Source organism: Corynebacterium sp. MSK122 (assembly GCF_030229435.2).
Taxonomy (GTDB): Bacteria; Actinomycetota; Actinomycetes; order Mycobacteriales; family Mycobacteriaceae; genus Corynebacterium; species Corynebacterium marquesiae.
Genome location: NZ_JASPHV020000010.1, coordinates 1 through 26,960 on the forward strand (window position 1 = coordinate 1; position 26,960 = coordinate 26,960).

Annotated in this window: 30 protein-coding genes; 17 read left to right on the top strand and 13 right to left on the bottom strand. The window is 59.6% G+C overall.

All coding sequences use genetic code 11. The annotated features are described in order from the left end of the window. Positions 1-233 precede the first annotated feature (233 nt). Entirely contained in the window at positions 234-647 is a 414-nt protein-coding gene (locus QP934_RS05685; protein WP_284837129.1) for a hypothetical protein, read from the top strand. A 363-nt stretch (positions 648-1,010) separates the two neighbouring features. On the opposite strand, the gene QP934_RS05690 is transcribed toward QP934_RS05685, so the two are convergent. The 6 genes from QP934_RS05690 to QP934_RS05715 form a co-directional block, all read right to left on the bottom strand. After that, positions 1,011-1,373 (bottom strand): DoxX family protein, encoded by a 363-nt coding sequence (locus tag QP934_RS05690; RefSeq protein WP_239206186.1) that lies wholly within the window; start codon positions 1,371-1,373, stop codon positions 1,011-1,013. Further along, entirely contained in the window at positions 1,370-1,954 is a 585-nt protein-coding gene (locus QP934_RS05695; protein WP_239206188.1) for a TetR/AcrR family transcriptional regulator, read from the bottom strand. The genes QP934_RS05690 and QP934_RS05695 overlap by 4 nt, the downstream gene beginning before the upstream one ends. 20 nt (positions 1,955-1,974) lie before the next feature. Next, a complete protein-coding gene (locus QP934_RS05700; RefSeq protein ID WP_023020268.1) occupies positions 1,975-2,553 on the bottom strand; it encodes an LURP-one-related/scramblase family protein in 579 nt (192 codons plus the stop codon). Positions 2,554-2,581: 28 nt separating this feature from the next. Next, the gene (locus tag QP934_RS05705; RefSeq protein ID WP_419127027.1) at positions 2,582-3,778 is read right to left on the bottom strand and encodes an HNH endonuclease signature motif containing protein; all 1,197 of its coding nucleotides are present in this window, start codon (positions 3,776-3,778) and stop codon (positions 2,582-2,584) included. A gap of 94 nt (positions 3,779-3,872) precedes the next feature. Continuing rightward, a complete protein-coding gene (locus QP934_RS05710; protein ID WP_419127028.1) occupies positions 3,873-4,673 on the bottom strand; it encodes a PrsW family intramembrane metalloprotease in 801 nt (266 codons plus the stop codon). Further along, on the bottom strand, positions 4,670-5,104 hold the full coding sequence (locus QP934_RS05715; protein WP_239273655.1) for a hypothetical protein: 435 nt from the start codon (positions 5,102-5,104) through the stop codon (positions 4,670-4,672). Before QP934_RS05715 ends, QP934_RS05710 begins: the two co-directional genes overlap by 4 nt. A gap of 118 nt (positions 5,105-5,222) precedes the next feature. On the opposite strand from QP934_RS05715, the gene QP934_RS05720 reads away from it, so the two are divergent. Genes QP934_RS05720 through QP934_RS05730 form a run of 3 tightly spaced genes read left to right on the top strand, consistent with a single transcriptional unit; the run spans position 5,223 to position 6,710 of the window. After that, positions 5,223-5,588, top strand: a complete 366-nt coding sequence (locus tag QP934_RS05720; RefSeq protein ID WP_269954019.1) for a heme transporter — start codon at positions 5,223-5,225, stop codon at positions 5,586-5,588. Further along, entirely contained in the window at positions 5,588-6,427 is an 840-nt protein-coding gene (locus tag QP934_RS05725) for a hypothetical protein (RefSeq protein WP_419127029.1), read from the top strand. Before QP934_RS05720 ends, QP934_RS05725 begins: the two co-directional genes overlap by 1 nt. Further along, entirely contained in the window at positions 6,405-6,710 is a 306-nt protein-coding gene (locus tag QP934_RS05730; RefSeq protein ID WP_337888371.1) for a CHY zinc finger protein, read from the top strand. The genes QP934_RS05725 and QP934_RS05730 overlap by 23 nt, the downstream gene beginning before the upstream one ends. A gap of 23 nt (positions 6,711-6,733) precedes the next feature. Here the strand turns inward: QP934_RS05730 and QP934_RS05735 are convergent, their stop codons facing one another. Next, positions 6,734-7,228, bottom strand: a complete 495-nt coding sequence (locus QP934_RS05735; protein WP_419127030.1) for a hypothetical protein — start codon at positions 7,226-7,228, stop codon at positions 6,734-6,736. A 13-nt stretch (positions 7,229-7,241) separates the two neighbouring features. Continuing rightward, positions 7,242-8,552 (bottom strand): M20/M25/M40 family metallo-hydrolase, encoded by a 1,311-nt coding sequence (locus QP934_RS05740; protein WP_250413387.1) that lies wholly within the window; start codon positions 8,550-8,552, stop codon positions 7,242-7,244. A gap of 78 nt (positions 8,553-8,630) precedes the next feature. On the opposite strand from QP934_RS05740, the gene bioB reads away from it, so the two are divergent. The 3 genes from bioB to QP934_RS05755 are packed head-to-tail and all read left to right on the top strand — an operon-like array spanning position 8,631 to position 10,817. Then, a complete protein-coding gene (gene bioB / locus QP934_RS05745; protein ID WP_005326317.1) occupies positions 8,631-9,611 on the top strand; it encodes a biotin synthase BioB in 981 nt (326 codons plus the stop codon). 8 nt (positions 9,612-9,619) lie between these two features. After that, a complete protein-coding gene (locus tag QP934_RS05750) occupies positions 9,620-9,883 on the top strand; it encodes a hypothetical protein (protein ID WP_419127079.1) in 264 nt (87 codons plus the stop codon). Between the two features lie 10 nt (positions 9,884-9,893). Beyond that, positions 9,894-10,817: a Sir2 family NAD-dependent protein deacetylase gene (locus tag QP934_RS05755; RefSeq protein WP_419127031.1), complete on the top strand. Its 924-nt coding sequence runs from the start codon at positions 9,894-9,896 to the stop codon at positions 10,815-10,817. Here the strand turns inward: QP934_RS05755 and QP934_RS05760 are convergent, their stop codons facing one another. Then, the gene (locus QP934_RS05760; protein ID WP_419127032.1) at positions 10,818-11,807 is read right to left on the bottom strand and encodes a lipase family alpha/beta hydrolase; all 990 of its coding nucleotides are present in this window, start codon (positions 11,805-11,807) and stop codon (positions 10,818-10,820) included. Between the two features lie 545 nt (positions 11,808-12,352). Here QP934_RS05760 and QP934_RS05765 point away from each other — a divergent pair. From QP934_RS05765 to QP934_RS05795, 7 genes are all read left to right on the top strand, one after another. Further along, the gene (locus QP934_RS05765; protein WP_419127033.1) at positions 12,353-12,994 is read left to right on the top strand and encodes a DUF305 domain-containing protein; all 642 of its coding nucleotides are present in this window, start codon (positions 12,353-12,355) and stop codon (positions 12,992-12,994) included. A gap of 151 nt (positions 12,995-13,145) precedes the next feature. Further along, the gene (amn, locus tag QP934_RS05770) at positions 13,146-14,549 is read left to right on the top strand and encodes an AMP nucleosidase (RefSeq protein WP_340419794.1); all 1,404 of its coding nucleotides are present in this window, start codon (positions 13,146-13,148) and stop codon (positions 14,547-14,549) included. 73 nt (positions 14,550-14,622) lie between these two features. Then, positions 14,623-15,135: a phosphoribosyltransferase gene (locus QP934_RS05775; protein WP_419127034.1), complete on the top strand. Its 513-nt coding sequence runs from the start codon at positions 14,623-14,625 to the stop codon at positions 15,133-15,135. A gap of 21 nt (positions 15,136-15,156) precedes the next feature. After that, a complete protein-coding gene (locus tag QP934_RS05780; protein WP_419127035.1) occupies positions 15,157-16,638 on the top strand; it encodes a SulP family inorganic anion transporter in 1,482 nt (493 codons plus the stop codon). Positions 16,639-16,922: 284 nt separating this feature from the next. Continuing rightward, complete coding sequence (locus QP934_RS05785; RefSeq protein ID WP_340419796.1) at positions 16,923-17,420, top strand: ferritin; 498 nt, start codon at positions 16,923-16,925, stop codon at positions 17,418-17,420. 82 nt (positions 17,421-17,502) lie between these two features. Then, a complete protein-coding gene (locus QP934_RS05790) occupies positions 17,503-17,856 on the top strand; it encodes a hypothetical protein (RefSeq protein ID WP_198492317.1) in 354 nt (117 codons plus the stop codon). A gap of 13 nt (positions 17,857-17,869) precedes the next feature. Continuing rightward, positions 17,870-18,466, top strand: coding sequence for an HAD-IA family hydrolase (locus QP934_RS05795; protein WP_340419797.1), 597 nt, complete (start codon positions 17,870-17,872; stop codon positions 18,464-18,466). On the opposite strand, the gene QP934_RS05800 is transcribed toward QP934_RS05795, so the two are convergent. Continuing rightward, the gene (locus QP934_RS05800) at positions 18,449-19,582 is read right to left on the bottom strand and encodes an ROK family transcriptional regulator (protein WP_419127036.1); all 1,134 of its coding nucleotides are present in this window, start codon (positions 19,580-19,582) and stop codon (positions 18,449-18,451) included. The two genes, QP934_RS05795 and QP934_RS05800, sit on opposite strands and share 18 nt — an antisense overlap. Before the next feature lie 108 nt (positions 19,583-19,690). Between QP934_RS05800 and QP934_RS05805 the strand changes: the two genes are divergently transcribed. Both QP934_RS05805 and QP934_RS05810 read left to right on the top strand, forming a co-directional pair. After that, positions 19,691-20,260 (top strand): TIGR00730 family Rossman fold protein, encoded by a 570-nt coding sequence (locus tag QP934_RS05805; RefSeq protein ID WP_232619473.1) that lies wholly within the window; start codon positions 19,691-19,693, stop codon positions 20,258-20,260. 69 nt (positions 20,261-20,329) lie between these two features. Then, positions 20,330-22,000 carry a DUF885 domain-containing protein gene (locus tag QP934_RS05810; RefSeq protein WP_419127037.1) on the top strand — a complete coding sequence of 557 codons (1,671 nt, stop codon included), beginning with the start codon at positions 20,330-20,332 and terminating at the stop codon, positions 21,998-22,000. Here QP934_RS05810 and QP934_RS05815 read toward each other — a convergent pair. Next, positions 21,997-23,088: an AbrB family transcriptional regulator gene (locus QP934_RS05815; RefSeq protein ID WP_419127038.1), complete on the bottom strand. Its 1,092-nt coding sequence runs from the start codon at positions 23,086-23,088 to the stop codon at positions 21,997-21,999. The genes QP934_RS05810 and QP934_RS05815 overlap by 4 nt on opposite strands. A 113-nt stretch (positions 23,089-23,201) precedes the next feature. On the opposite strand from QP934_RS05815, the gene QP934_RS05820 reads away from it, so the two are divergent. After that, positions 23,202-23,972, top strand: a complete 771-nt coding sequence (locus QP934_RS05820) for a TSUP family transporter (protein WP_419127039.1) — start codon at positions 23,202-23,204, stop codon at positions 23,970-23,972. Here QP934_RS05820 and QP934_RS05825 read toward each other — a convergent pair whose 3' ends face one another. Together QP934_RS05825 and QP934_RS05830 are read right to left on the bottom strand one after the other, a co-directional pair. Next, the gene (locus QP934_RS05825) at positions 23,973-26,240 is read right to left on the bottom strand and encodes an ATP-dependent RNA helicase (protein WP_419127040.1); all 2,268 of its coding nucleotides are present in this window, start codon (positions 26,238-26,240) and stop codon (positions 23,973-23,975) included. It abuts the gene before it with no gap. Next, the gene (locus QP934_RS05830) at positions 26,241-26,906 is read right to left on the bottom strand and encodes a sugar O-acetyltransferase (RefSeq protein WP_419127041.1); all 666 of its coding nucleotides are present in this window, start codon (positions 26,904-26,906) and stop codon (positions 26,241-26,243) included. Positions 26,907-26,960: the final 54 nt, after the last annotated feature.

The following is a 26,960-nucleotide window of genomic DNA, read 5'->3' on the forward strand; positions in this document are numbered from 1 at the left end:
GCTGAAAAACTCGGGTGTGCCCCGGCGAGAATCAGTGATATCGAAACCGGCAAGCGCCCTTTGCCGGAGTTGAGGTTGGCTTATGAAGAACTTCTCAAATCAGCTTGACACAACATAGGAGCATCACGCTCCGATAAAACTTACACTGCGACTGTTAAAACTAAACCGTTTAGAGAAGTATGCAAGGCTTAATAGGTAGAATTTCAGATAGCAGCAACCAGGCTAAAATTTTTGTGCTCTTTGCGCGTACGGAAGCTACGTCTGACGAAGAATTTGTCGGAATAGCTTTAACCAGAGAGCAGGAGCGTGCCATGGGCGAGCATGTTGATTCTCCAGGTATAACCTGTTGGACTGAAGAAGTTCCCCTTGACGGCTGGGACGGAAAACTAGACAAGTCTCGTTTCCCGAGACTTGTCTATCTCGTTTTTAGGGAGGGGTATGCGCAACATTCCTCCGTGCGTTTCCAAGAAATGAGCCCAGATATATTGGCTGCATTTACCACGCGTGAAGCAGCTCAAACTGAGGTCGTTTCTCGGCAGAAAAAGGAGCCTTCATTCTTACCGAGTGAGTATCATATATGGGAAGTCGAGTTCGGATTTTTGACCGAAAACTTCCGTGGCCAAGGTCCAGAAATCCCCATGTACTGAGCAATCCGTTGTGTATCCCTTAGATTATGCCGCAAAGAATACGCAAATATCTCTACCACGGTGAAAAAGCGGAATGGGCTTTATCATGGACGGTTTTCGTACGAGTGTGTTTGACGGTGCGTAGAGCTTAGTCCAAGAATGCAGTGATGCACGGTTGATTCTAAACAATGCTGACACTGAGCTCAGCGAGTTCTCCTTATTGTTCTTGTAGAGTGCTACGGCATCGCGTTTGAACTGTTCGGAGTACCTAGACATGGTGGTAGATTACCTTTGTACCCAACCTAACCGGACTGGGCATCAGGTGTCCACCTAATAGGGGTTAGATCTGAAAGTGCCTACGGGAATGTAGAACTCCTTTCTGCATTATGCGGCGAGCGTTACAATTAGCGCCGCGATGGAAAGGATAAGCATGCCCAAACAGTTAGCCCAGAATTCGGTGCCGGTGAATTTGGCTTTCAGGTGAGCGAAGGCTGCAGCAAAGAAATATGTGACGATGCCTGCTAGTGCCGCAACTCTGACTCCGGGGTAGGCAAGTCCGACTATCAGCCCGGAAATCGCGACGCATTTGATATAGATGAGAGCCCACCACCATTGGCGTGGGAATTTTACGCCGGTGAGGCATTTTTCAATGAACTTAACGGGACGAATTGACAGTATGACGTCGCCTGAAAGAATGACGGCAAGGAGAATGGAAGGCCAGATAGGGGCTGTTTCGTCGAAAATCATAGTTGGACTCCAAATACGCTTTCTAGGCGATTGATGATTGTGCGTGCTTGGTCTTTTAGTTCTTGCGACGAATAAAGTCCGGCGGCCCAGCCGATTAGCAAACCTAGATAGGCGTGATACAAGACTCCTGCAAGATCGCGAGACTCATCCTCGGTCAATCTTGATGCCGCGAGACGTCGAAGGATTTCTTCCGTGAGAAGATGTTCCAAGCGTCTGAGCTCTTGCCCTTGATCGCCAAGTTCAATGAGAGCAGATGCGTAAGCGCGGGATAGTTCGCTGTGTCCTGCAAACATCTCCAAAAATGGATTGATGACCGAAATGAGATCTCCAGGTGGTTGAGTCCTGAGTCCGTCATGAATCTTTGCAATTTTGTGGCTGATGCTTTGAACCAGCAGTGCGCGCTTTTCGCCGACAGACATGACTGTGCCAACGCTGACACCAGCCTTTTTCGCAATTTCTCTAATGCTGGTATCGGCATATCCCGTAGTTTCGAAAAGTTCGCCTGCAGCGGTTAACACCTTTAGGCGCGTTGTGTTCTTCGAGCGCGCACGTGAGTTTTTATGAACAGGTTCAGTGAACATGTTCATATCGTAGCAGACATCTACTCTCTGTTCTTTTCCTTCGTCCGCAGCATATCCATGCTCATCACGGCGCCGATGATGGCAGCATGTTGTTGCTCGTTGAGACCTGGGGTGATGGCTAGGCAGTAGGTATTTTTACCCATGAAGTAGTTGCCTACGCCGGTCCACTCGTTGGTGACGTTGGCAAGCTGGCGGCCGTGGGAGGTGATGGAGAGGTTCCAATCCCAGAAATCGCCGCGAATTTCGACGTCAGGAAAGCCCTTCATGGTCAGCTCCAGCTTTGTTTTGAGCATGGAGAAACGCTTGGTAATGACGGCCATGGGCTGTTCGATTCCCGGCAAGTGCACCTCATAGGTATCCCGCAGAAAATTCGGCGGATCCGAAATCGTCATGACCGTCTGTAGGGGGTTGCCTTCAGCATCCGTGAGTGCGACCTCCAAGCTGCGAGAGGATTTAAACACCATATCTTTAAGACTGGTGGATTGCAGGATCGTGCCCACAGGGGTGCCGTCGATATCGGTGATCATGAACTGATCATTGAGGAAGGACTTGGTCTGGGTAATTACGAGCTCATCCAGTGTGAATAAATTTTGCGTCATGCCAGCCACTGTAGGGCAGCTGGTGGAATTATTCCTCCTCCCTAGGGGTGGTTTTCTGCTGGCGCATGAGTTCTTGGGCCTCTTCATATGCTCGGGCGCGGTGGGCGGTCATGGTTTGAGCAAAGGTCTGCACCCAATTCTTGTTCTTGGGTGCCAGCGGGCCGGAGGGCTCCGTGGCGGTCCAGGTGCCATCTTCAAATAGCCAGATGATGTCGCGCGTATGTGGGTCCATGACATAAAAAGCGCGACCATCGGTTTTCACATTGTGGTGGTGCTGGCACAGGCAGGCGAGGTTTGAAGGCGTGGTCGGTCCGCCGTCCGCATGGTTGATGCGGTGATCCTTTTGGCAGGCCGTGGCTGGGCGATTGCAGCCGGGGTAGCGGCAGGTGCCGTCAAATCCTTCTAAGTACGCAGCCATGGCCGCCGGGGTGACGTAGCCCTTGACCTCCTGGTTAGGATCCATCTCTCGGATTTTGGTGTAGGGCAGCGCATTCGAGCGCGCCGGGTCGAGCCAGCCCACGGATTCAATAAACGCCGGGGAATTGGGCACGTCGGTGGCTTTATAGGCGTTGAGGATGATTTCGGGGGCTTGGGTGCGGCCGGTGAGGAGCGCAACGGCGGCGTCGGCAAGCGAGCAATCTAGCTCTAGCGCGGTCTGCCGGACGCACTTATCGACGCTCGCGATAACCGCCGGGTCCGCACTCAAAGTCACCGCCGAAGTGTTATCGCCCCAATTTTCCATGGTGTAGCGCGGCTGGGTAGGGCCCTGGGTGACGGCCAATGTGTCATCCGCGAGGTTGATGAGCTCGTTGAGTTTGCGCTTGATCTGTGCCTGAGTGCGCATGGCCTGGTTCGGCCGGGTAGGGGTGAGGTAGGCGGTGAGCTGCTCATCGATGCGCGCCACCACCTCCGGTGTCGGATTTCCCAAGCGGTTGAGGGACTTATTGATGGCAATAATCCGGTCGAGGTCCAAGTGGTAGAGGCGGTGCTGCAGCGCCTGGAGCTCAGGCAGTTCCTCCAAGCGGTGCAGCGCCATGAGGATATGACCAATTCGGCCTTCATTGACGCCGGTGGTGCGATAGAGGGATCGGGTAACTAATTCGAAATCAGAATCGAGCTCCGGGACTTGGCTCACCCAGAACTCGTATTCCGCCTTTCGCATCTCAAAGGCTAAGCGTGTGGTGGGGTCGGTGGTGTTGGTCGTGGAAAAGTAAGGTTCTTCCATGGCGCATCGTACCTAAATTATCGTGTGAACTTGTGTACGATTCACACCTTATAACACCCGCCGGACACGAACCTTTTTGAGACGTTTAGGCAGCTCAGAAGCTATATTCCGAATCTTTAGCGGGTAGGGACTTTTCGCTGCTTTGTGCCACGTGTTTCTTGTCCTGCTTGCGCATGAATCGCAGGCCCCAGATAATAAGCGTCCAGGTGATGAGGGCGATAACAAGGATGGTCGCCGGCCACTCACCCGCAATCATGGTCGCGCCATTGAACAAGGTATGTAGGGCAATAGCGGCCAGCCAGAATCCGGCGACCTGCCAATACCCGTGGCGCGCGCCCGCATAGAGCTTGCCGACGCCCCACGCCGCAACCCCCGTATACAGAGCATGGGTAAAGGCGCCAGTGAAGAATCGTCCGATACCGGTAATGATGACGCCCCAGAGGTCGCCGTCCAAGTTATCGATGGCCGCGTGGAGGATGAACGGCACATTTTCCATGGCATCGAAGCCAAGGCCTACCGCCATGCCGATCGCGGCGGCTTGGTAGGGATGCCGCACGTTCTTATAGGCTGCAACGATAATGACAACGCCGAGGAGCTTGATGGTTTCCTCTGGAAGTGGCGAGTAAAAGGCCGAGTCCAGGAAGGTAAGCCCCAGCTTGTTCGAAATCCCCACCATTTGGTTGTTGAGGCTCACCACCACCGGCTGGGCGAGCGCACCCCATAGGACGCCTTGCCACATCGGCCGCGGCCTAAACCACAAGAATCCCAAGCCGAGTGTAAGGCCCACGCAGATGAGCGCACCGATGAGCCCAACCTCAGTAAACCGACGATCGGCCAAAAAGAAGCCGGAGACTACCAGTCCAAAAGCGATAGATAACCAATACAGATTCTTCATGCCTTTTCTACCTCCTGGGCAAGTTCTGCAGCGCGCGGTCCGCGCAGGGAGAGGAACGTGGTGGGGCCATCGCCCTCGATGCTGATGGCTACAAGGTCGCCATCGCTAAGCGTGCGCTTGTCCCCGTCGCGGTCGATGTCTCCTTCCGGCATGGCCGTACCTTCACCCATTGCCCGGAGGTAGCGTCGGGTGGCTTGGTCTTTGTCTTGCACGCCGACTTCCTTAGCGCGGATTTGGGTGCCGTCACAGTCCCAGCGTGGTTCACTGCTGGTGGAGCCATCTTCTTCCGTGCAGGATAATCCGGGGATGCGGGCCTGTCCGGCCTGCACTTCAGAAGTGGGGTTGTCATAGATGTCTGGCAGGAGCGCATTGGTGCCGTAGATGGCGCCGAATACTACGCCCGCCGCGAGGATGAGTGGTGTGCTTTTCATGCTCTTAACGCTAGGTACGCACTGCTCAGCGCGGTATCCTCCGCGGGGAGGATTAGGCCGGTCGCAGGGAGGATTTCTTCCCCATAAGTTTCCTTAAGCCCTGTGATAGGTTGGGTGCGTGTTTGAGGAGCTAGAAGAAGAAGCGGAAACGAAAGACGAGCCCAGCCGCGTCTGGTGGCAGTGGTGGGCGCCCATAGCCATGGCCGCGGTCTTCGTTGGCCTGCCGCCGGCTGTCTACCACCTTGTCCCCGGCCTCGCCTTGCTCATCCTCATGGCCGTGCTGACCGTGGTCATTGCTCTTGCCGACGGCGCCACTTTCCGCGCCTCCTGGACCATTTTCTGCGTGGCGGGGCTGGCGTATTTTGCAGCCATGTCCCTCTACTTCAACGAGGGCACCTGGATATACCTCCCAGTATTTGTTTTCCTGGCATGGGCCGCGAGCAAGCTGGGGGCCGCGGTGGGCTCCAAGGCAGGGAAGAGCTAATGGAGACGTGGCGCCTAGAGCACCCCGAGGTGGGCACCATTGAGGTGCAGCGCGGGTATGATGCCGAATTCGCGGAGATGGGCCAGTGGCCTAAGAAAGCGAAGGACTTCACCCCGGTTCCAGGCGATGCCACCCTGCTGGAACGCCTCCGGCTCTGGCGGAAGAACCCGAGCCCACGCCTGCAGATTGTGGTGAACGGTCAGGTACGCAGCCGCCACGATCGGCCGCGTGCGGGCCGCTATTCGCTTAAGAAGAAGATCGAAAAAGACCTCACCCTGCTCGAGAACTCCGCCCCGCGAACCAAGCCTTACCTAGATATCCAAGCCTCCCCCTTTGGCGAGCTTTTAGACGTCTACTACCGCAATGGCGAGGAGGCAGTCGCCCTCGAGCCCCCGGCCGGCTCACTGGGGGAGAAGCGCCGCAAGGCCATGGAGGATAGCTCCGTTAAGCGGGTGTTATATCCGCTCTTGGGCGGCTTGGGAAAGTCCGGCTGGGCCATTGGCGTAATCGTGCTTGGCCCGATCATCAGCCGCATCTTGTCTCGGTTGTTGCCGGATTGGGAGCTGCCGGAGATTAACTTGCCGGATATCGCGCTCCCCGTACCGGAGTTTCCGCAGATAGAGCTGCCGGTGCCGAATATCGACTTCAACATCGACATCGATCCGCCCGACTGGCTCGTATTCCTCATGGATTACAGCAAGGTGTGGGTACCACTCATCATCGCCATCGTGGTGGGCATTCAGGCCGTGCGCAATGCCAAGAAGTCTGAAGAAAAGAAGCAGCAGTGGCAGCAGAATGGCGCGTATGCTGACGGCCATGAAGATTCACGGCGCGATTGATGCGGAAGGCCGGTGCAAGCATTGGCATTCCCCGCTGGACGTGGTGGCCCATAAGTGCGCCACCTGTGGCGGGTATTTTGCCTGCGCGCTATGCCACGCCGAGCTCACTGACCATGAGTTTGGGCCCATGCTTGCCGACGCCCCCTCAGTCCTCTGCGGCGCCTGCCGCACCGAGATGAACTACCACGCTTATTCCGCCGCGCCTGCGTGTCCCCACTGCGGGCATAAATTTAATCCCGGCTGCAGCGCGCATGCCGGGATCTATTTTCAGCTGGACCGATAAGTGGCCCAACCGAGGTCAGCGTCTTAGAAGGAAGACAGCTGCTGTAGCTGCTGGATTTGCGGAATCTGTGGCAGCTGGAACTGGGATACAGCGTTTTGGGCAATCTTGGCTGCATCTGGGATGCGGAAGGTCTGGCCCAGGAATGGGACGTCGACAGTCGGCTGGCCAGGGATGATGCCCAGCTCGATGACCTTGGCGTTCTTGGCTGGCGCCGGGGACGGGGCCGGAGCCGGCTTTGGTGCGGGGGCATTGCCGCGCTGGCCGCCAGTGTTGACCGGCTTGCCCTGACCAGTGGTGCCGTTCAGACCGCACCGAGCAATGGCCTCATCCATGCGGCCGATGGCGTCGCGGACCTCGTTGCCGCGTGGGTGCACGGTGGCAACGGCGAGAGCTTGGGACTTCTTCTGGTTGTTGTCAGCGGCGTCGGCATGGGCAGCGGCAGGTGCGGCGAGGGTTACGGTCAGGGCGGTAGCTGCAGAAAGCAGCGCGGACTTACGTGCAAAGCTTATGCCAGACATCTCGCCACACTTGTTATGCCTGTGACAGGCCAAGGAAGCGATTGACCAGGCTGCGGTAGGCGCGCACGGTGAGCTCGAGGTCCTCTAGGTAGAGGTGTTCGTCATGGCTGTGCAGCTGCGAATTAGCACTAGCCATATCGCGGCCCTCGGCGTGCATGGCAAAACCATAGGCATTGCCACCCTTGCGGCGGGCGAAGCGCAGATCGGAGCCGCCGGTGGCGTGAACTGGGACAACGTCCTTGTCGGGGAAGAATTCCTTGGAGGTGGCCTCAATCGCCCGCCATAGCTCGGTATCGGTGGAGGATTGCGTGGCATCTTCGGTGATGAGGTGCTCGATTTCTACCTCATCGGCCATGTCCCCGAGCGCGCTGCGCAGGAAGTCATCCAGATCCTCCTGGGTCTGGCCGGGGAAGGGGCGCACGTCCATTTCCAGGTAGGCATGTGAGGGCAGCACGTTGATGGCGCCGCCGGCGCGCAGTACGGTCTCGGCGATGGTGGTGTGGCTAAAGGCGTGGGCATAGGCGTCGAGGTTGCCGAACTTGGAGTAGTCACCGGTGCCGTCGATAAGCTCCTGCTCGGTCTGGGGATCAAATTTGAAGGTGCGCACAAAGCCTTCCCAGATCTCATTGGAGGCTGTGGGTGGTTCGGCGGTGGCGATGCGGCGGGCCACCTCGCCGATCTTCACGATGGCAAAGTCCTTGCCATAAGGGGTGGAACCGTGGCCGGCATCGCCATGCACGTGCAGGCGGCGCTGCCCGGCGCCCTTTTCTCCCACGTTAAAGCCCACCGCGCCGGGCAGGTGGCTGCCGCCGGTTTCAGATAAGCAGTTCTTCCAGGAAAAGGCGTCGGGGTGGTTCTCGGACATAAAGCGCACGCCGAGCCCTCCGCGGGCCTCTTCATCGGCCATGCCGACGAAGGCGAGGGTACCGCCCGTGTTACCGGCGCGGGCGACCTCGCGCGTGACGGCCGCCATGGTGGCGGTAATAAAGAGCATGTCTACGGAACCGCGGCCGTAGAGTTTGCCGTCCTCGATGAGCGCCTCGAAGGGCGGCTTGGTCCACTTCGGCTCGTCCACGGGGACGACGTCGGTATGTCCCATGAGGGTCAGCGGTTCCTGGTCCGGATCGCCGGGGACGGTCACTACGATGGAAACACGGCCCGGGTGGGACTCGAAGCGCTCAATCTGCACGTCTTCACCTGCGAAGAATTTTTCCAGGCTGTCCGCATTGCGCACCTCGTGGCCGGAGTCTGGCGTGAGGTCATTAACGCAGGCATTGCGGATCAGCTCTTGGAGGAGGGAGAGGGTGTCATCATAAAGCGTCATGCCCCCGAGGGTAGTTCCGTACAGATTTATATGTGGTTTTAACCAAAGTTGAACGCCGTTCAAGTAGGGTTTACCACCATGAGCATCGTTGACATCGCCCGTGAGAAAGCCCTAGAGCAAGGCAAAGGCCTCAACCAGGAAGAGCTATTGCAGGTACTGCAGGTTCCGGATTCCCAGCTGGAGGAAATTGCCGATATCGCCCACCAGACCCGCCTGAAGTGGTGTGGTCCGGACGTATCGGTGGAAGGCATTATCTCCATTAAGACCGGTGGGTGCCCAGAAGATTGCCACTTCTGTTCCCAGTCCGGCCTCTTCGAGTCCCCGGTGCGCGCCGTGCGCCTCAACATCCCTGAGCTGGTGGAGGCAGCGCAGAAGACCGCTAAGTCCGGCGCTACCGAGTTCTGCATCGTCGCCGCGGTGAAGTCGCCGGACGATCGCTTGCTGGACCAGGTGGGCGAGGCCATTGCCGCGATTAATGACGCCGTCGATATCGAGATTTCTTGCTCGCTGGGCACCCTGACCCGCGAGCAGGCGCAGCGCCTAAAGGACATGGGCGCGCAGCGTTATAACCACAACCTGGAGACGTCCCGTTCCTTCTTCCCCAATGTGGTCACCACCCACACTTGGGAGGAGCGCAAGCAGACCCTCGATTATGTACGCGAGGTAGGCATGGAGGTCTGCTGCGGCGGCATCATCGGCATGGGCGAGTCCCTGGAGCAGCGCGCCGAGTTCGCCGCGCAGCTGGCAGAGATTGATCCGTGCGAGGTGCCGATGAACTTCCTCGATCCGCGACCTGGCACCCCCTTTGCGGATCGCCCGCTGGTTCCGCTGGGCGAGGGCCTGCGCGCCGTGGCGGCATTCCGCCTGGCCATGCCGTCTACCACCTTGCGCTTTGCTGGTGGCCGCGAGCTTTCGCTTGGCGACGACGGCACGGAGCGCGGCCTGCTCGGCGGCATCAACGCCATTATCGCCGGCAACTACCTGACCACCCTGGGCCAGCAGATTGAAAAGGATGTGGACATGTTGCACCGCATCGATCTGCCTATTAAGGCCCTGTAGTGGCTGGTATATCCGAGCCGACTTCCGAGCTGGCCGCGGCCGTCCTTTCCGGGGAAGAGCCAATTTTCCATCCGAATACCGGCAAGCCGATCGAGGAGGTCTTCACGCTGCACCCCGCTGCCGCAGCTGGCCTCGATGTGCCGCGCTACTGTCAGATCTGCGGCCGCCGTATGGTGGCCCAGGTACGCCCCGATGGCTGGCATACCACGTGCTCGCGCCACGGGGAGTTGGATTCGGAGTGGTTATACGTAGAGCACTTGCCCGAAAGCTAGCATCGGGAGCATGGATCCAGCCGTCTCCCTTGCGCACCAGTCCGCGCTGCGCTCGATCGCCCGAGTGGTAGAGGAATCGGCGCCGCATACGGAGCCAGGGAGGGCTTTAGGGGACGTCGTCAAGCAGCTGCGCGAGGGCCCGGTAATGGTGCTAACGGGGGCTGGGGTGTCGACGGAGTCGGGCGTGCCGGATTATCGGGGGCCGCGCGGCTCGCTCAGTAGGCACCGGCCGATGACCTATCAAGAATTTCGCCACGACCCGGCCGCGAGTCATAGGTATTGGGCCCGCAGCTTTGTGGGGTGGCGAGTCATGGATTCCGCGGCGCCGAATCGCACGCACTATACGCTCGTGGAACAGGAGCGCGCCGGGCTGGCTAATGGCGTGGTTACCCAGAACGTTGATGGTCTGCATAAACAAGCAGGGACCGCGAACTTGGTGGCGCTGCATGGCGATATGGAAACCGTCGTGTGCCTGATGTGTGGGTATCGGGAGGCGCGGCCACACCTTGATGCGCGCTTGGCCGCTGCGAACCCGGGGTACTTGGAGCGCCTTGTGGTGGAGGCAGACCAAGTGAATCCGGATGGTGACGTAACCCTGGATGAGGCCGACGTGGCAGTGTTTCGCATGGCCGGATGCGAGCGCTGTGGATCGGAATTATTGAAACCGGACGTCGTCTACTTTGGCGAGCCTGTGCCGGCTAAGCGCCGCGATGCTGCTTTTGCTGTGCTGCGCCAGGCGCGCTCGCTGCTGGTGGCTGGTTCTTCACTGGCGGTGATGAGCGGGTACCGCTTTGTGCTGGAGGCGAAGAAGCAGGGCAAGCGCGTGGCCGTCATCAATGGTGGGCCTGGCCGGGGTGATCAGAAGGTGGATACGCTGTGGCGCACGCAGGTGGGCCCCGCCTTTGACGCGGTTCTTGATGAGCTGGAGCTCTAACTAGCGTGGGATAGTCTCTACTAATTCCAAGATGGTGCGCACGATGGCGTGGACGCGCTTGTCCATCTGCATATCCTCGTGCATGATCACTGCTCGGCGGTCGAAGTCTTGGACGTAAATATTTCGCACGGTGCCCTCTGCGACGCCGCGGGGATCGAGGAAACAGGTTTCGGGTGGGACCACGACGGCATCAGACCGGGTGGCAATGCAGGTATAGCTCACGCCAGATTCCAAGTCGCCATCGCGATTGGCCTCGCGTAACGCTTCGCTGCCAACAATTTGGTCCATTCCCGCCGGTCCGAACCAACCATCGATGACGGAGCGCATTACCGCCTCTTGGCGCGGGGTGCGAATGAGGCGGCTGACGATGCCGCCGTAGGTAGTTCCGTGGTTTGGCGCGCTGATGCACATCAGATGGAGGACGTGCTCGGCGCCGCCAATCATGCGCATCCAATAGCGGGCAAGCAGCCCGCCCTGCGAGTGGCCGATGAGGATGACCTTGTCCGCGCCGGTGGCCATGCGCACGGTGCGGATATAGGCATCGAGTTGCTCGGCGGATTCTGCAAGGGGTTGGGTGGCGCGACGGCCGTAGTCAGGGGCGAAGACCGCCCAGCCATCTTGGCGCAGCTCATTGCCGAGGATTTGCCATACACCCTTGGTATCGCAGGTGCCGTGGATGAGAATGACCGGCCAGGGGCGCTGTGCGGTAGGACGTGCGCCCCAGTCGTCTTCGAAGATCCCACGTGGCTTCATGCGTGCACCTAGCGGGAGGGTAGCGGCTGCATCGGCGTCGAGTGCGGTATCGCCGGGGCTGGTCTTTACCTTCTGTGCTTTGATGAGGTCTGCAATCTCGGCCGCGACCTCCTCGCGCAGTGCCGTGGCTTCGGCAGGGGAGGCGACACCGCGACGCGGGGAATCGGTCAATTCCTTCTCGCTGGCACGCCAGAATTTGCGGAGTTGTTCGGAAATAGTGGATTTCAACTCAGCCATGGTTCCGGATTGTACTCGTTATTGCAGGTTAACTGTGTTTTTGGCACGAGTTAAGAAATTTATGGGCAAACCCTTGACCATCCTACGAAAGGTTTATAAACTTAGGCTTGCCTAATCACGGGCGGTGCTTGCAGGAGGGTGCGCTCCACTCCCTCCTTGGGTACCGAGAGATTAGTCATGGGGAGAAGGCCCGCCGATGTATTGTCGGCGGGCCTTCGTTTATGCAGGAAATCTTGCACGAATTTGGACCAAGCGAAAAACTTGTTATTTGGCAATGAGTGTGGAGCAATCCTGATCTGGCCTACACCGTGGTAGTTGCCCCTCCATGCCGAGCTGCTGCACCGTTTGTATCTGCGCCCCTGGCAAAGCGGGCCAGATCGATAAGTAAACGCAAGTCAACAGACTGCTGACCGCCCCCAACCTGCGCTGAGGTGGAATAAACCGTGAGCGCAACGAACATGTGGTCCACGCCCTAAGGTACCCTAGGGGGGTATCCTTAATTTGGCCGCTGCGTCAGATTCTTTAGTCCTAGGAAGGCTCCATTCATGACAAGCACATCATTACGGCACCGCATCTCCGGCTTGATTGCCATTGCACTCTTGGGGGTTAGTGTCGTCTCATGCTCCGGACAGGACTCAGACACCACAGATACCCCGCAAACCGATAAGGATGGTGTCGCGGTGACAGCCGGGGCTAATCAGCCCGCGGAAGTTAACGGAGTGGATTTACATTTTCTTGCGATGATGACGCCACATCACCAACAAGCCGTGGACATGAGCGAGATCATCCTGGCTGCCCAGGGCACCAGCGCAGCCACAGCGGACTTAGCTGACCGGATTAAAGTCGGGCAAGAGGAAGAGATCGACACCATGGTCGATTGGGCTGAACAATGGGACCAACATGACTTGATGGAGCAGCATTCCCAACACATTGCCAATGGCATGATCACTCCAGAACAGCTGGACCAGCTAAAAACACTTGAAGGCGAGGAAGCAGACACCCTGTTCCTTCAGCTGATGCATTCCCATCACGCAGGTGCTATTGCCATGACCCAGGACCAAATCGACAACGGTGGCTATCAGCCTCTCGTGGATCTAGCCCAACAAATGATCGACGTCCAAACCGCTGAGATGCGCGAAATGGAACAGCTTTTGGAGGCCAAAGGCGAAAGCCTTCTGACTGAGTGAGCACCATTCGATAGTCACACCACCAGAGGGCATAGCTCAAACTGACAGTTGAAGATTTTCCGGGCAAGCACATCGTTGAAGCCTTGAGGAAAAGAAGGATGAAAAGCGCAGACTGCTGCCGCACTGCAAAGTCCCCGCTACACTCGCGTTTATGACTGACCTGCAGCATGTCCACTCCGTTGATGAGGCGGTAAACCGCCTGATTGAGCTCTATGAGAACTCTTGCGAGCTTGCCCGCAAGACACTGGAATCAGGAAACCTTGATGACTATCGCTACGTGGTCTACCCCAAGGTCACGGTGGATATCCGCAAATGGCAGCCGATCGATCGTTCCGAGCCGTTTGGCTACGTCAACGAGGCAGGCAAGTACTCGGCGGTAATTTCCAAGCCGCACATTATTCGGGATTACCTGCACGAGCAGCTGACTCGCCTAGCGGGCAATTATCCGTGCGATATCTTTGTTGGCCAATCGGACCAGCGCATCCCGCCGGAGTACATCAAGGAGACGGCCACGGCTCCGCAGGAACGCGGGCCTATTCCACGTCCGACGCTGGATGAGGTCAATGACGCGATCATCGATGGCGAATGGGAGGCTTTCCACGGTGCGGAAAAGCCGCTATTTCACTTTGGAGCCCAGCGCTTCGACATTGCCTGTGCGCGCATCGAGCATTACACCGGCATCGAGGTCGATACGGTGCAGAAATACATTCTGTTTACTAACTACGCGATGCACACCACCGAGTTTGTGAAGTTTGGTTTGCGCGAGCTGACTAGGGAAGACTCGCGTTATACCGCCTTGGTGCTGCCCAATGGGGAGACCATCCATCCCAACGATGCAGTGGACCTTGATGTGGACGGTCTGACCTTGACCTCTCGGTATCAGATGCCGCGCTTTGATTTAATCACTGCCGGTGGCGATGGCATCACGATGATCAATATCGGCGTAGGCCCTTCGAATGCGAAGACCATTACGGATTGCTTGGCGGTGCTGCGCCCGGAGGCATGGATCATGATTGGGCACTGCGCCGGAATGGACGGCCGCATGCGCATTGGTGACCTGATTCTAGGCAATGCCTATCAGCGCAATGATCACATCTTGGATCAGAAGGTTGCGGCGACCTCGCCCATTCCAGCGATTCCAGAGGTACAACGCATGCTTGAGTCCGCAGTAAAGGCGGTGTACGGCGACGATAACTCGCTCATGCGCACCGGCACGGTGCTCTCCACCGATGATCGCAACTGGGAGTGGCGCACCAACCGGGATTTATGGGAGTGGCTGCGAACCTCCACCGCGGTGGCTGTGGATATGGAATCGTGCACGCTCGCGGCCAATGGTTATCGCTACCGCGTTCCTTATGGAACTCTTCTTTCGGTCTCTGACCTGCCGCTGCACGCGGTGCCGAAGCTGCCGGCGCAGGCGCAGGCTTTCTATTCCAATTCGAAAGAAGCCCACGTGATGTGCGCGGTGCGCGCGATGGAGCATCTAGCCGAGAATCCGGAGCGCCTGCGCACTCGCAAGCTACGCCGGACTTTGGGCGAGGTTCCATTCCGGTAGCTGCCTTTTCTTTGGCAGGCAATGCTCGTTAAACTACAAGGAAAGCCCATGACGCAAAAGGAGCCACACAATCGTGACTGAAAATTGGATCCACCCGGACCGGGAAAACCTCACCTGGGAGGTCTTCGGCGAGGCGAGCCGAAACCTATCGGAACAGATTGTGAAATCTGGTTGGTTCCCAGACCTCATCGTGGGCGTCGCTCGCGGCGGCCTGATCCCAGCCGGTGCTATCGGTTATGCCACCGGTGTCAAGGCCATGGGTGCTATCAATGTGGAGTTCTACACCGATATCGGCCAGACCCTAGACGAGCCTGTAATTCTTTCCCCGCAGCTGGATACGGATTCGCTGAAAGGCAAGAAGGTCCTGGTTGTCGATGACGTTGCGGACTCCGGCAAGACCTTGGATCTGGTGGTTAACCTGCTCAAGGAAACCGCAGACGATGTGCGCTCGGCCGTCATTTACACCAAGCCGAAGACCATCTTTGAGCCGGATTTCTCGTGGAAGAAGACCGATCAGTGGATCAACTTCGCGTGGTCCGTGCTGCCCGTGATCACCGCGGATGGCTCTTTTAAGGAAGGCTCCTAAAATCCACTAGGATGTGCAGGCGTGATTAAAGAACAACCTGCACCGACTAGCGTCATCGCCAGCTTCCGCTATGCATTTTCCTCGCCTGCGCGCCTGCGCAAGGAGGTATTCGGCGGATTGGCGGTGGCGCTTGCTCTGATCCCGGAGGTCTTAAGCTTTTCTATCCTCGCAGGGTTGGATCCGCGGGTGGGATTGTTTTCCTCCGTCGTGATGGCCATGTCCATCGCCTTTACCGGCGGTAGGCCAGCGATGATTTCCGCCGCGGCCGGAGCGGTGGCGCTGGTTGTCTCTCCGCTCGCGCATGAACATGGGCATGACTACGTGGTAGCCGCGGTGCTCTTGGCGGGAATCATGCAGGTGGTATTGGCCGCGGTGGGTGTAGCCAAGCTCATGCGCTTTATCCCGCGCTCGGTGATGACGGGATTTGTGAATGCGCTGGGCATCATGATGTTTACTACGCAGCTGCCGCACCTAATTGATGTGCCGTGGATGGTCTATCTGCTGGTGGCCATTGGCCTGGCTATCATGCTGGGGCTGCCGCGGTTGACCACGGTGATTCCCGCCCCGCTGATTACCATTCTGGTGGTCAGCATCATTGCGGTGGCGGCTGGGTGGAAGGTGCCCGATGTGGCGGACCAAGGCGAGCTACCTACTTCGCTGCCGGGGCTTTTCGTGCCGGATATTCCGTGGAACCTGGATACTCTGCAGCTTATTGCTCCGTATGCCTTTGGCATGGCTTTGGTGGGCCTGATGGAGTCGCTGCTGACGGCCAAGCTGGTCGATGACATTACGGATACCCACTCCGATAAGACGCGCGAGTCCTTTGGCCAGGGCGTGGGCAATATCCTCGCCGCGGCCATTGGTGGCATGGGCGTGTGCGCCATGATTGGCCAGACCATGATCGGGGTGAAGGCATCCCAGGCGCGCACGCGCTTGTCGACGTTCCTCGCGGGCGTCTTCCTCCTTATCCTCTGCGTGCTCTTTGGCGAGACCGTCGGTCGCATTCCGATGGCCGCGCTGGTGGCGGTGATGATCATCGTGGCCGCAACGACGGTGGATTGGCATTCAGTTCGCCCGCGCACGCTGAAGCTCATGCCGCTATCAGAAACGCTCGTGATGCTGGTGACGGTGGTAGGAACGCTGGCCACGCATAACTTGGCGGTGGGCGTGGTGCTCGGCGTGGTGGCGGCCTCGATCGGATTTGCCCGCCGCGTGGCCCACCTGGTTGAGGTGGAGCACGTAGGCGATGCCGAGTATGCGGTGCGCGGCCAGCTCTTCTTCGCCTCCTCCAATGATTTGGTCTATGCCTTTGATTACACGCTGGATACCCAGCGCGTGGTGATCGATATGAGCAAGGCCGAGGTATGGGATGCCTCCACTGTGGCGACGTTGGATGCGGTGCAGAAGAAATACGCCGAGCGTGGCATCGAGGTAGAGTTCCGTGGCCTGGAAGGGGCGAGCGCGCAGCGCCTGCATCGCCTGAGCGGCCGTTTAGGTGACTAAAGTCACATTTATGGTCCGGGGTGTGCGGTTGCAAATGGTCGCTGCTGTGACGGGCGTCGAGTCGAGTCTGTGTCATGGTGGAGGATGCGCGGTGACCTTGCGTTTTAGGGGACCTTTGACCGCGCGCGGCGGCAAGCTTTGTCTTGGCTAACTTAGGTTACCCAATCTAAAAAAGTATAATGACGTGCAAGTTTACTTAAGTAGGCCTTGCTGGATCGCAGGGGAATCTTCTGTACTGTGGTGCTTAGCACTAATTAATTTCCCCACACAGAAAGGTTTTTACAATGGACGAGAAGTTGCAAACCCTGCTGAATAACCAGGTCATTAGCGAGTATGGCGCTTCCATGGTCTACACCCAGCTGGCCTTTGAGATGGATAACCTCTCCTTCCCAGGTATGCGCGATTGGTTCCTCGGCCAGGCTGCTGAGGAGCGCGAGCACGCCGAGAAGATTGCGGATCATTTGCTCTCCCGTGGCTACCGCGTAGAGCTCAATGACATCCCGGTTGGCTCCGTGAAGGCTGCTACCCCGCAGGACGCTTTCCAGGCTTCCCTCGAGCACGAGCAGAAGGTTTCCGAGGAGATCCGCACCATCGCCCGCGCGGCGCTAGACGCACAGGATCTGGAATCCCGTCAGCTCGTTGACTGGTTCCTGAGCGAGCAGGTAGAGGAAGAAGCTACCGTTTCTGAGATTCTGGACCAGATCAAGCTGGTGGGCAATGATGGTTCTGGCCTACTGCGCATCGATGAGCGTCTGGCTGGTCGCACCGAAGGCGGCGCCTAAGCGCGCGTGGGTGAATAACAAACCCATCAAGATTTAGCTCAATCCTCCCATAGCACTGGGGTGCGGTGGGAGGATTACTTCTATGTCAACGCAACGCAAGGCTTTGTGCGCCATAAGCCTGTTAGTTCTGGCGCTCTTTCTCATCGTAGGAGCGGCAATCATGTCCACGCACGTGGCCTTGGGAGTATTTTTGACCACCGCGGCGCTGATGCTCGGCCCGTTTGCCGGGCTCGCGCTGCTGGTTTATGGCGTCGCCGGCAAGCGTGGGGTAGTCACACGCTCGCTCTATAGCCTCGGCGGTATGCTGATCATTGGTGCCATCGGCGGCATCTTCGCCTTGTCCATGGAGCAGGCGCCTGCGATGCTGCCTCTTTTTGTCGCTGGTGCGGGTGTGGGAATCGTAGCCGTGCTGACCCAAGCGCCGAAACGCGCATAAACTGGCCCCCGTTATGCCCAAACTCCTCTTTGATATGTACGGCGTGCTCATGCGCCCGGCAACCCCAGAAAGCCACGCGGACTTGGAGCGCCTCCTCGCGCCGCCAGATCCAGAGGCGATGTGGGAGGCCTACGGGTTTTATCGGCCGGACTACGATGCCGGCATTTTTAGCGATAGCCACTACTGGAATGAGGTAGCAGCCCGCGCCGGGTTGGGGGAGGTTTCCGTCGCTGAGGCAGTAGTGTGTGAAAACAGCGGCCTATTAGAAGCGGACCTCGACATGGTAGCGCTGGTCAAGGGGCTGATCGGGGAAGGCTATAGTGTGGGCATCTTATCCAATATCCCCACCACGCTGGCGGGCCAGGTGCGTGAAAAACAGCCATGGCTAGAAGACTGTGCGGCGGTGACTTTTAGCTGCGATATTGGCGTGGCCAAGCCGCACCCAGAGGCCTATCGTGTGGCCGTGGATGCGCTCTCCGCGCAGCCGAAGGATACGCACTTTTTTGATGACCGCGTCGACTACGTGGAGGGCGCTAGCTACTGCGGGCTTAATGCCCATCTCTTTCGCGGCATCGACTCGGTACGCGAGGTGCTAAGCGCACTGGAGTGAGCGGCCTAGCTCCAGTGGTTGGCGCAGGAGCTGGTCGGTGGCCACGGTGCGGGCTACCGCGCGGACAATCTCCTTATGGCCGGGGATCATGCGCAGCTGCAACTCATCGCCCGCGGAGGCGCGGACGGTGGCGGCAAATTGCTTGGGGGCCTGTGGGTCGTCGGTAAACGCGCCGCCGGCGATAACCACGGTGGCCGGGGAGTGGGCCTTGACCAGCTCCGCGGTGATGGCGCCCAACTGGCGGGCGCGCTCGTCCAAAATGGCGCGGACGGCAGGGTGGGAGTCGGCTACTAGGGCGGCGTCGGCAAGCGTGGCTACTTCCACGCCCTCGTGACGCACCTTCTCTAGGACGTGCTGGGTGGCCAGCAGGCGCTCGGAAGCGCCGTGACCGAGCAGTTCAGAGTGCGTTTGCGGCACGGGAATAATGGGGCTGACCTCGTCCTCGACGGAGAGCGCCGAGCCGATGGAATCGTCCGCGAAGAGCACCAGAACGCGCTCGCTGGTGCCAATCTCGGCCGCTTGGGTCTCGGAGCCCAAAATGGCTGGGATGGCGGAGGAAACTACTACGGGGACGCCGAACTGGAAGCGCAGGTGCTCGGCAATGTCCACGCCGTGCCAGTTGAGGTTTTCCGCGGTGACCAGGCCGTTATCATCCACGGTGCCCGAGGTAGTCACGCCGAGGGAGACCAAGCGGTAGTCCAGGTTCGTCAGCATGCGATTGATGCCGGCCATGATGTGCTCGAGGAAGTCATCTTCGCTGAGGTTAGCCACCGGGGTGGTCAATTCCGCTTCGCTCAACGTGCGGCCCTTGATGTCATAAAGGCCGATGTAGGTCTGCTTGGTGCCCACGGAGATTCCGCCGAGCGCCCAGTCATTATCGGCCGCCTCAAGCGGCACCGTTGGCCGGCCGCGCCCGCGGGACTGGGTGAGGTCGGTGCGTTCCTGGATGAGGCCCGCGTTGAGTAGGGAAGTAGTGGCGCGCGTGATGGTGGGCTGGGAAAGCCCGGTGGCTTCCACCAGCTCGCTCCGGGTGATGATCGGGTTCAGGCGCACCAAATGGAGGCACTTTGCGGCCGGTGTGCGGGGCCGCGTGAACACTGGGCCAGATTTGATCATAAAAAGAAGTATAAATATTCCAGACTGCTTTGTCTAATCTCATAAACACGCCATGTACCGAATGGTCTAAAGGTGGTGGTGGAGCCGTAGATACCTATGCTGGAGAGCATGCAGTCAGTAGCGGTTTATTGTGGTTCAGCAACAGGAAACTCCCCGGCCTATACGCAGGCGGCACAGGAATTGGGTACGGAGCTGGCCCGACGCGGCCTCACCTTGGTCTACGGCGGTGGCAACATCGGCCTGATGCGCGAGGTAGCGGAGGCCTGTCTGGCCGCCGGCGGTACCGTCACCGGCGTGATGCCACAGTCCCTGGTGGATCTGGAGATCTCCCACCCCGGCCTGACCACCCTCGAAGTAGTCGGCTCCATGGCCGAGCGTAAGACGCGCATGGAGCAGCTTGCCGACGCCTATATTTGCCTCCCCGGTGGCGTCGGCACCCTCGAAGAGCTCACCGAGGTGCTCACCCTGCAACAGCTGGGCACCATCCGCGGTCCAGTGGGCCTAGTAAATACCGAGGATTTTTGGCGTCCTTTCTACGCCATGTACGCCGCCATGGCCGAGTCCGGCTTCATCTTGCCGCGCTTTGTGGACGCATTGGTAATGAAGGAAAAACCGCAGGATATCCTGGATGAATTCGGCCGCTGGAACTATCCCGGTACAAAGTGGGACAACGATTAGTTAACAAGTTCGCAACTTCAGCCCGCCCGGGTGGCCTATAGCTGATACTTAGGGATAGACTTCCTCGTTATGAGTTCTGAGCAGACCGCTAAGCGCCAGCCCTCTCTACTGGACGCTTCGTGCGATAACTTCGTTCACGACCTAGCCGAGCTTTCCCCCACCGATGCCACCGCGTGGGGCATTGACGGCTACGAGGGCGAATTGCAGGATTTCTCCCCCGAGTACTTCACCGCCATCGCAGACCGCACCCGCGAAATGGTGGCGGACTTGGATGCCTTGGATGACACCACCGATGAGTCCGATGATGAGGATGACTTTGATGACGTGGACTATGTCACTGCGGCCGTCCTGCGCGATCGCCTTTGCCTTGAACTAGATCTGCACCACCACAGCGAGGATGTGCGCTGCTTGAATAACATCGCCTCCCCGGTGCAGACCATTCGCGATACGCTGCTGCTCATGCCGCAGGACACGGACGAGGACCGCGATGCCATTCGCTCCCGCCTGTCCAAGGTGAAGACCTCCCTGGCCGGATATCGCAGCTCCTTGGAGGAAGCAGCCTCCCACGGCATGGTGGCACCGCACCGCCAGATCTCCGAGGTCATTGTGCAGTGCGAGCGGCTTGCCGACGCCGACTCGATGCTCGAGTCCCTCGGCCTCGACGCCGACTCCGCCGAGGTGCTCCAGGCCAAGGAAGCCTTTGGCGAGTTCTCCGATTGGCTCTCCAATGACCTGCAGCCCCAGGCGCCTAACAAGGACGCCGTGGGCCGCGAGCGCTACGAGCGTTTTTCCAAGCTCTTTGTGGGCGATGCCGTTAACCTCGATGAGGCCTATGAGTGGGGCCTGGATCAGGTGCGCAGCCTGCGCGCGGAGCAGGAAAAGATCGCCCACGAGCTCTACGGCTCCGATTGCTCGGTGCGCTCGGCGATGCGCAAGCTCAACCACGAGGAGCGCTATACCCTGCGCGGCACCGATGCACTGGTGGAGTGGATGCAATCTACCGCCGATGGCGTTATCGCTGAGCTCAATGGCAAGGAATTCGATATTCCGGAGGAAGTAGAAGAGATCGAGTGCTGCATCGATCCGGCCGGCACCGGCGGCATCTTCTATACCCCACCGAGCGATGAATTCTCCCGCCCGGGCCGCATGTGGTGGTCCGTGCCGGAGGGCCAGGACACCTTCCATACTTGGCAGGAACTGACCACCGTCCACCACGAGGGTGTGCCGGGCCACCACCTGCAGCTAGGCTCTGCGCTGGTGCAAGAAGATCTCAATCTGTGGCGCCGCGCGGTGACGTGGAACTCTGGTCATGGCGAGGGCTGGGCGCTCTACGCCGAACAGCTCATGGCCGAGCTGGGCTACATGGATGACCCGGGCTTCCGCATGGGCATGTTGGATGCGCAGCGCCTGCGCGCCGCCCGCGTGGTCGTGGACATCGGATTGCACTTGGGCAAGCAGTTGCCGGATTGCTCGACGTCCGGCGTGTGGGACAAGGCGCACGTGAAGACCTTCATGCGTGAGAACACCGCTATGGATGATGCGAACCTCAACTTTGAGGTCAATCGCTACCTCGGTTGGCCGGGCCAGGCGCCGTCCTATGCATTGGGGCAGCGCCTCTGGCAGGAGACCCGCGCTGAGGCCGAGAAGCAGGGCATGAGCGCACGCGAGTTCCATTCCGAGGCCCTCGCCCTTGGCTCCGTGCCGATGTCCGTCCTTCGCGAGGCCGTCTTGGACAACTAGCGGCGCAGCAGCCGCTGGGCCAGCCGCAGCAGCTGTGGCAAGTAGCCCGCTACGACCAGCACCGCGATGAGTCGGGTGAGCTGGACTGCGATGACCGCGGGCCCGGCCCCGCCCTCGGCCGAGAGCGCGAGCACGGTCTCCAGCGCGCCGGGGCTGGTGGCCAGGTAGGCCTCAAAGTAGGTGATGTGTAGCCACTTGGTCAGCGGCCAGGCGGTGGCCGCACAGATGCCGATGATGACCACGATGAACAAAATCGTGGCAGGCAACTGCTTGGCAAAGGCCTTGAGCGCCGGCAGCGAAAGCCCGCCGCCGCAGACCCAGCCGATGGACAAAAACGCCATCACCTTAAAAATGTAGAGCGGCTCGAGCGTGTGGCCTTCCGGCAGCACGAAGGAGACCAGCAGCGTCAACAGCAAGGGGCCGAGCACCGCGGCGGCGGGGAGATGGAGGAACTTGCCTACCTTTTCTCCTATGCAGGCAATGACAACCACTAGGGCAACTATCCACCATGTGGTTTCGTCGTCGACCGAAAGATCCGCCCCCTCGCCGGCGGGCGTGTCCAATAAGGCGACCACGGCGGGTAGCGATACCGAGACTACTAAGAGGCGCAGGTATTGGGTGAGGGCGACGTAGCGGAAGTCGGCACCGAGTTCGTCGGCAAGCGCAGGCATCAGCGAAGCACCGCCCGGCAGCATGGATAAAATGCCGGTTTCGGAGGAGACATCGTCTGGCTGCCAGCGGTGTAAGAGTTGGCCGCCGATAATGCCTACCATCAGTGTGACAAAGGACATCGTCAGGGCGGCAGGCAGGAAGCCAAGCAATTGGCCCACCGGCACCACGGTCAGCGGGATCGCAGCCATCATGCCGATAAAACCACGCGACATGCTATAAAAACTGCGGTTCACGCGCAGATCTTCCCCAGTAAAAAGCGCTATGGCGCCGGAGGAGAGGATCGCTGCCAGGATCCAAGCCGCAGGTACGTGCCACATGCTAAAAATCCAGCCCAGTGCGACCGATGCCGGAACAACAATGGTCCACCGTGCCACGGTATGGGCACTAAGCCCGGTGCCTTCCTGCTGTGCGGCCATGCGAGCCTCCTAGTTCTGCTGCGACAAAAGTATAGTGCCTCTTTCTGCTCTACTACGGAGAGGGCAGTAGGCGGGTTATCACCTTACATCATTCAATATTTATGATCGGGGGCATGGAAATCGATGTGGTGCAGTGGATAATTCTCTTCTTTGGTACCGCGGCCGCGGGGTGGGTCGATGCGGTCATCGGTGGTGGCGGATTGATCCTGATCCCGATGCTGCTGGCGGTCCTGCCGGGCCTTGCTCCGGCCGCCGCTTTGGGCACTAGCAAGCTCGCCGCGGTAACCGGCACCGGATCCGCTGCCGTGACTCTCGCGCGCAAGGTGAAGCTGGACAAGGCAGAAATGGCGCGCTTCCTCCTTATCGCGCTGGTCTGCTCCGGGTTGGGGGCCAGCGTGGCCTCGAGCCTCGATAAGGACGTTATGCGCCCCATCATCATCGTGCTCATGGTGGCCGTGGGCATTTTCGTGGCCTTCAAGCCAGACTTTGGCAGTAGCGACTCGGCCGGAACCCGTGGTGGTTGGCGGACCGTCGTGGTCTTGGTGCTCTCCGGCATCATTTCCTTTTATGATGGCATCTTCGGTCCGGGTACCGGAATGTTTTTGATCATGGCCTTCACCTCTATTTTTGCGCAGAATTTCTTGACCTCTGCGGCTATGGCCAAGGTGGTCAATACAGCTACCAACTTCGGTGCGCTCGTCGTGTTTATTATTGGCGGGCACGTGTGGTGGACGCTCGGCCTCGTGCTCGGCGTAGCCAATATTGCCGGCGCGCTTCTCGGCGCTCGTACCGTACTTGGTGGTGGGGCCAAATTCATCCGCTACGCGCTACTTACTCTGGTTGTGGTCATGAGCTGCTACCTAGGCTGGCAGCAATGGGGCTAACTACATTCGGTTTTTGGTGCGCGCGGTAGCAATCGCATTCCACGGGTCCTCCGGCCACGGGTGCTTGGGGTAGCGCCCGCGCATCTCGGCGCGCACGCCAGCATAAGGACCGGACCAGAAGCTGGCGAGATCATCGGTCACCGCGAGCGGGCGGCCGGCGGGGGAGAGCAGGTGGAATTGCACGCGGTGGCCGCAGTATTCGGGGGATGCGGCCAGGCCGAAGCATTCCTGCAGCTTGATGTGGACCACGGGGCGGTCACCGGACCAATCGATGGCGGCATCACGGCCGGAGGGGACTGGGAGATGCTCGGGGGCGAGATCGTCCAGGTGGGTGGCTTCTGGCCAAGGAAGGAGGCGTTGTAGCGCGGGGTACATGTCTAGCTTGGCAGCGGGAGTGCCCTCCGCAATGCGGTGTAATTCGGGCCCGAGCCACTCGGCGGGATCCGCGGAATCGACATCGGGCCACGGCTCGCCATAGTGGGCGTGCAGGTGGCGCAAACGGTCTTTTAAGCTTTGGGCTTTCTCGCTGAAGGTGAAAAGCCCCAACCCTTCCTCGCGGATGCCGGCGGCAAGCGCCTCCTCGGCAGCGGGGCCGGTGACCTTGACAGGGGTTTCAGAGAGCGTGATGGCGTCCGCAGCCTTGACCTTGATGCCGCGTACGCGACCATCGCGCAGGAAAGCACGGGTTTCCTCGGTGACACCGATAGTCTCTAGGGCTGCGGTTTCCTCGATGCGAGCGGCCGAGCGGATGATGGCATTGCCCGCATTGGACAAGGACACCTCTGCGATGGCAAGCCACGGGGCGCCGGCCAGGCCCGAGTTGTCCAGCAGCCGTGCGCGGGTGCCGCTGGCCAGCAGGTAATCCTCGCCCATGTGCTTGGCCACCTGCTCAGGAAAGGCGGTGGCGACGACCTCGCCGGGATCGGCGGGGCCGAGATCGTCTACCAGTCGGGCGAGCCGCCTGACCTCCCTTTGGGGTGGGCGGTGATGGGTGAGGTTGGGGGGTAAGGGGGCGTCGGCAAGCGAGGCAATGATGGGTGCGGCTTGGCTGCCGTGCCGGAGCAAGGAGGCGCCGAGGCGTGGATCGGTGGGCAGGAGGGCGAGCTCCTGTGTGGCACCAATGCGCTGAAGCGTCGCCTGCGCGGATGCCAGGGCCGGGGTCGGCGGCGGATCGAGCAACGGGAAGTCCGGGCCCGCGCCCCAACAGTCCAGAAACAGCGCGGCCTGGGTCAGGTCCGCAGACAGGATCTCCGGGGTGGTATGCGGAGAAAAGTGCTGGTAATCATCCTGCGAGTAGCAGCGAATGACGGTGCCGGGCGCCTCACGGCCGGCACGACCAGCGCGCTGATCGGCACTCGATTTTGAGGTAGAAACCGTCACCAATCCGGACATACCACGCTGCGCATCGCGCCGGGGAACGCGGGAGAGCCCGGCATCTACCACCACGCGCACGCCCGGCACGGTAAGCGAAGACTCCGCGATGGAGGTAGCCACGACGATGCGCTGCTCCTCGCTATACAGCGCGGCGTCTTGCTCCGCGGTGGTTTGCTTGCCGTGCAGCGGGAAAACATTATGGCCTGCCAAGGCATCGCAGACGAGGTTGACTTCGCGCACGCCGGGTACAAAGACCAGCGTTGATTCGTGTTGGCGGGCTGCCTGCTTGGCGACGTCCCCATAAAACTCCCTCGTTCCCGCCGCCCTGCCCGGCATGGGGGCGTAGTGGATGTCGAGCGGATGGGTGACTGCCTCGGTGACGTGGACGGGGGCGTCCATAAGCTGGGAAAAGCGTTGCGCATCTACGGTGGCGGACATGGCGATGACGCGGAAGTCCTCGCGTAGCTCGGCTAGTTCCAGGCACATGCCCAGCACCAGATCCGTATCGAGTTGGCGCTCGTGGACCTCATCGATGGCAACGGTGGCCACGCCTTCGAGTTCCGGATCCTTCAGCAGGCGGCGCAGCAGCACGCCCGGCGTGACGAATTCGACCTCACTGCCCTTGCGGGACTCGCCCCGGATGGCAAAGCCGACCTTGTCCGGGGTGCCGCTGAGAGTACTCAAGCGTTGCGCGGCCGCGCGGACAGCCACACGGCGCGGGGCGGTGACGATGACCTTTCCGCGCCCTGCCGCATGATTGGCCAGCGCCGGTGGCACGAGCGTGGTTTTACCCGTACCGGGTGGGGCCTGAATGACGACGTTTCCGGTTTCAGGCAGCGAATCGATGGTCTCGGCTACGGGCAGTCCCGCGCCGATGCGAGCGAGATCAAACATTTACTTGGCGGCTCCAAAACCCTCGACAGGGCCGTTGAGATCCTGGCGTTCCCAGGCGTCCTCGTTGTCTTCCAGCTTGCGCACCACGCGGCCGGGAGTTCCCAGGACCAGCGAATTATCCGGGATATCGGTGGTAATAAGCGTGCCTGCACCTATAACGCAGTTCTTTCCAATCGTGATGCCCGGCAGCACGGTGACATTAGCACCGAACCAGGTGTTATCACCGATGGTGATGGGCTTGGCTATCTCCCAGCCGCCGGCGCGCATCTCATGATCGTTTACCGGATGCCCCACCGTAATCAGAGAGCAATTGGGGCCCACCATGACGCCATCACCTAGCGTCACCTTGGCCTGGGCCAAGATGGTGGCACCGAAATTAATGAAGGCGCGCTCGCCACATACTAGGTTGCAGCCGTACTCCAGGTTGAGCGGCACGTGCAGGCCCGGCACCGCAGATTCCTCCGGCAGTATCTCGCGCAGGATGCCTTTGGCACGCTCTGGGTCCGTATTCTGTAATTCATTGAGCTGCTTAACCAAGCGGAAAGTGCGCTGGTGCTCTTCCTTGGCCTCCGGCATGCTCGGCAAGAACCACTCCCCACCGGTCATCCGCTCCCATGAGCCGTAGCGTTCCAAGTCCTGCCGCCTCTGTGCATCCATGGGAGTCATTGTAGAGGGCGAGTGGTGCTTAATAGGTACTTGTGAAACTCACCTAGGTTCCCG

Coding starts and splice junctions, on each gene's coding strand:
- QP934_RS05820 (WP_419127039.1), top strand. CDS start 23,202: ATGGAAATCGATGTGGTGCAGTGGATAATTCTCTTCTTTGGTACCGCG.
- QP934_RS05760 (WP_419127032.1), bottom strand. CDS start 11,807: ATGGCTGAGTTGAAATCCACTATTTCCGAACAACTCCGCAAATTCTGG.
- QP934_RS05805 (WP_232619473.1), top strand. CDS start 19,691: ATGCAGTCAGTAGCGGTTTATTGTGGTTCAGCAACAGGAAACTCCCCG.
- QP934_RS05810 (WP_419127037.1), top strand. CDS start 20,330: ATGAGTTCTGAGCAGACCGCTAAGCGCCAGCCCTCTCTACTGGACGCT.
- QP934_RS05735 (WP_419127030.1), bottom strand. CDS start 7,228: ATGTCTGGCATAAGCTTTGCACGTAAGTCCGCGCTGCTTTCTGCAGCT.
- QP934_RS05730 (WP_337888371.1), top strand. CDS start 6,405: ATGAAGATTCACGGCGCGATTGATGCGGAAGGCCGGTGCAAGCATTGG.
- QP934_RS05710 (WP_419127028.1), bottom strand. CDS start 4,673: ATGAAGAATCTGTATTGGTTATCTATCGCTTTTGGACTGGTAGTCTCC.
- QP934_RS05705 (WP_419127027.1), bottom strand. CDS start 3,778: ATGGAAGAACCTTACTTTTCCACGACCAACACCACCGACCCCACCACA.
- QP934_RS05725 (WP_419127029.1), top strand. CDS start 5,588: ATGGAGACGTGGCGCCTAGAGCACCCCGAGGTGGGCACCATTGAGGTG.
- QP934_RS05740 (WP_250413387.1), bottom strand. CDS start 8,552: ATGACGCTTTATGATGACACCCTCTCCCTCCTCCAAGAGCTGATCCGC.
- QP934_RS05790 (WP_198492317.1), top strand. CDS start 17,503: ATGTCAACGCAACGCAAGGCTTTGTGCGCCATAAGCCTGTTAGTTCTG.
- QP934_RS05765 (WP_419127033.1), top strand. CDS start 12,353: ATGACAAGCACATCATTACGGCACCGCATCTCCGGCTTGATTGCCATT.
- QP934_RS05700 (WP_023020268.1), bottom strand. CDS start 2,553: ATGACGCAAAATTTATTCACACTGGATGAGCTCGTAATTACCCAGACC.
- QP934_RS05825 (WP_419127040.1), bottom strand. CDS start 26,240: ATGTTTGATCTCGCTCGCATCGGCGCGGGACTGCCCGTAGCCGAGACC.
- QP934_RS05815 (WP_419127038.1), bottom strand. CDS start 23,088: ATGGCCGCACAGCAGGAAGGCACCGGGCTTAGTGCCCATACCGTGGCA.
- QP934_RS05785 (WP_340419796.1), top strand. CDS start 16,923: ATGGACGAGAAGTTGCAAACCCTGCTGAATAACCAGGTCATTAGCGAG.
- QP934_RS05830 (WP_419127041.1), bottom strand. CDS start 26,906: ATGACTCCCATGGATGCACAGAGGCGGCAGGACTTGGAACGCTACGGC.
- QP934_RS05800 (WP_419127036.1), bottom strand. CDS start 19,582: ATGATCAAATCTGGCCCAGTGTTCACGCGGCCCCGCACACCGGCCGCA.
- QP934_RS05755 (WP_419127031.1), top strand. CDS start 9,894: ATGGATCCAGCCGTCTCCCTTGCGCACCAGTCCGCGCTGCGCTCGATC.
- QP934_RS05795 (WP_340419797.1), top strand. CDS start 17,870: ATGCCCAAACTCCTCTTTGATATGTACGGCGTGCTCATGCGCCCGGCA.
- QP934_RS05715 (WP_239273655.1), bottom strand. CDS start 5,104: ATGAAAAGCACACCACTCATCCTCGCGGCGGGCGTAGTATTCGGCGCC.
- QP934_RS05690 (WP_239206186.1), bottom strand. CDS start 1,373: ATGATTTTCGACGAAACAGCCCCTATCTGGCCTTCCATTCTCCTTGCC.
- amn (WP_340419794.1), top strand. CDS start 13,146: ATGACTGACCTGCAGCATGTCCACTCCGTTGATGAGGCGGTAAACCGC.
- bioB (WP_005326317.1), top strand. CDS start 8,631: ATGAGCATCGTTGACATCGCCCGTGAGAAAGCCCTAGAGCAAGGCAAA.
- QP934_RS05695 (WP_239206188.1), bottom strand. CDS start 1,954: ATGTTCACTGAACCTGTTCATAAAAACTCACGTGCGCGCTCGAAGAAC.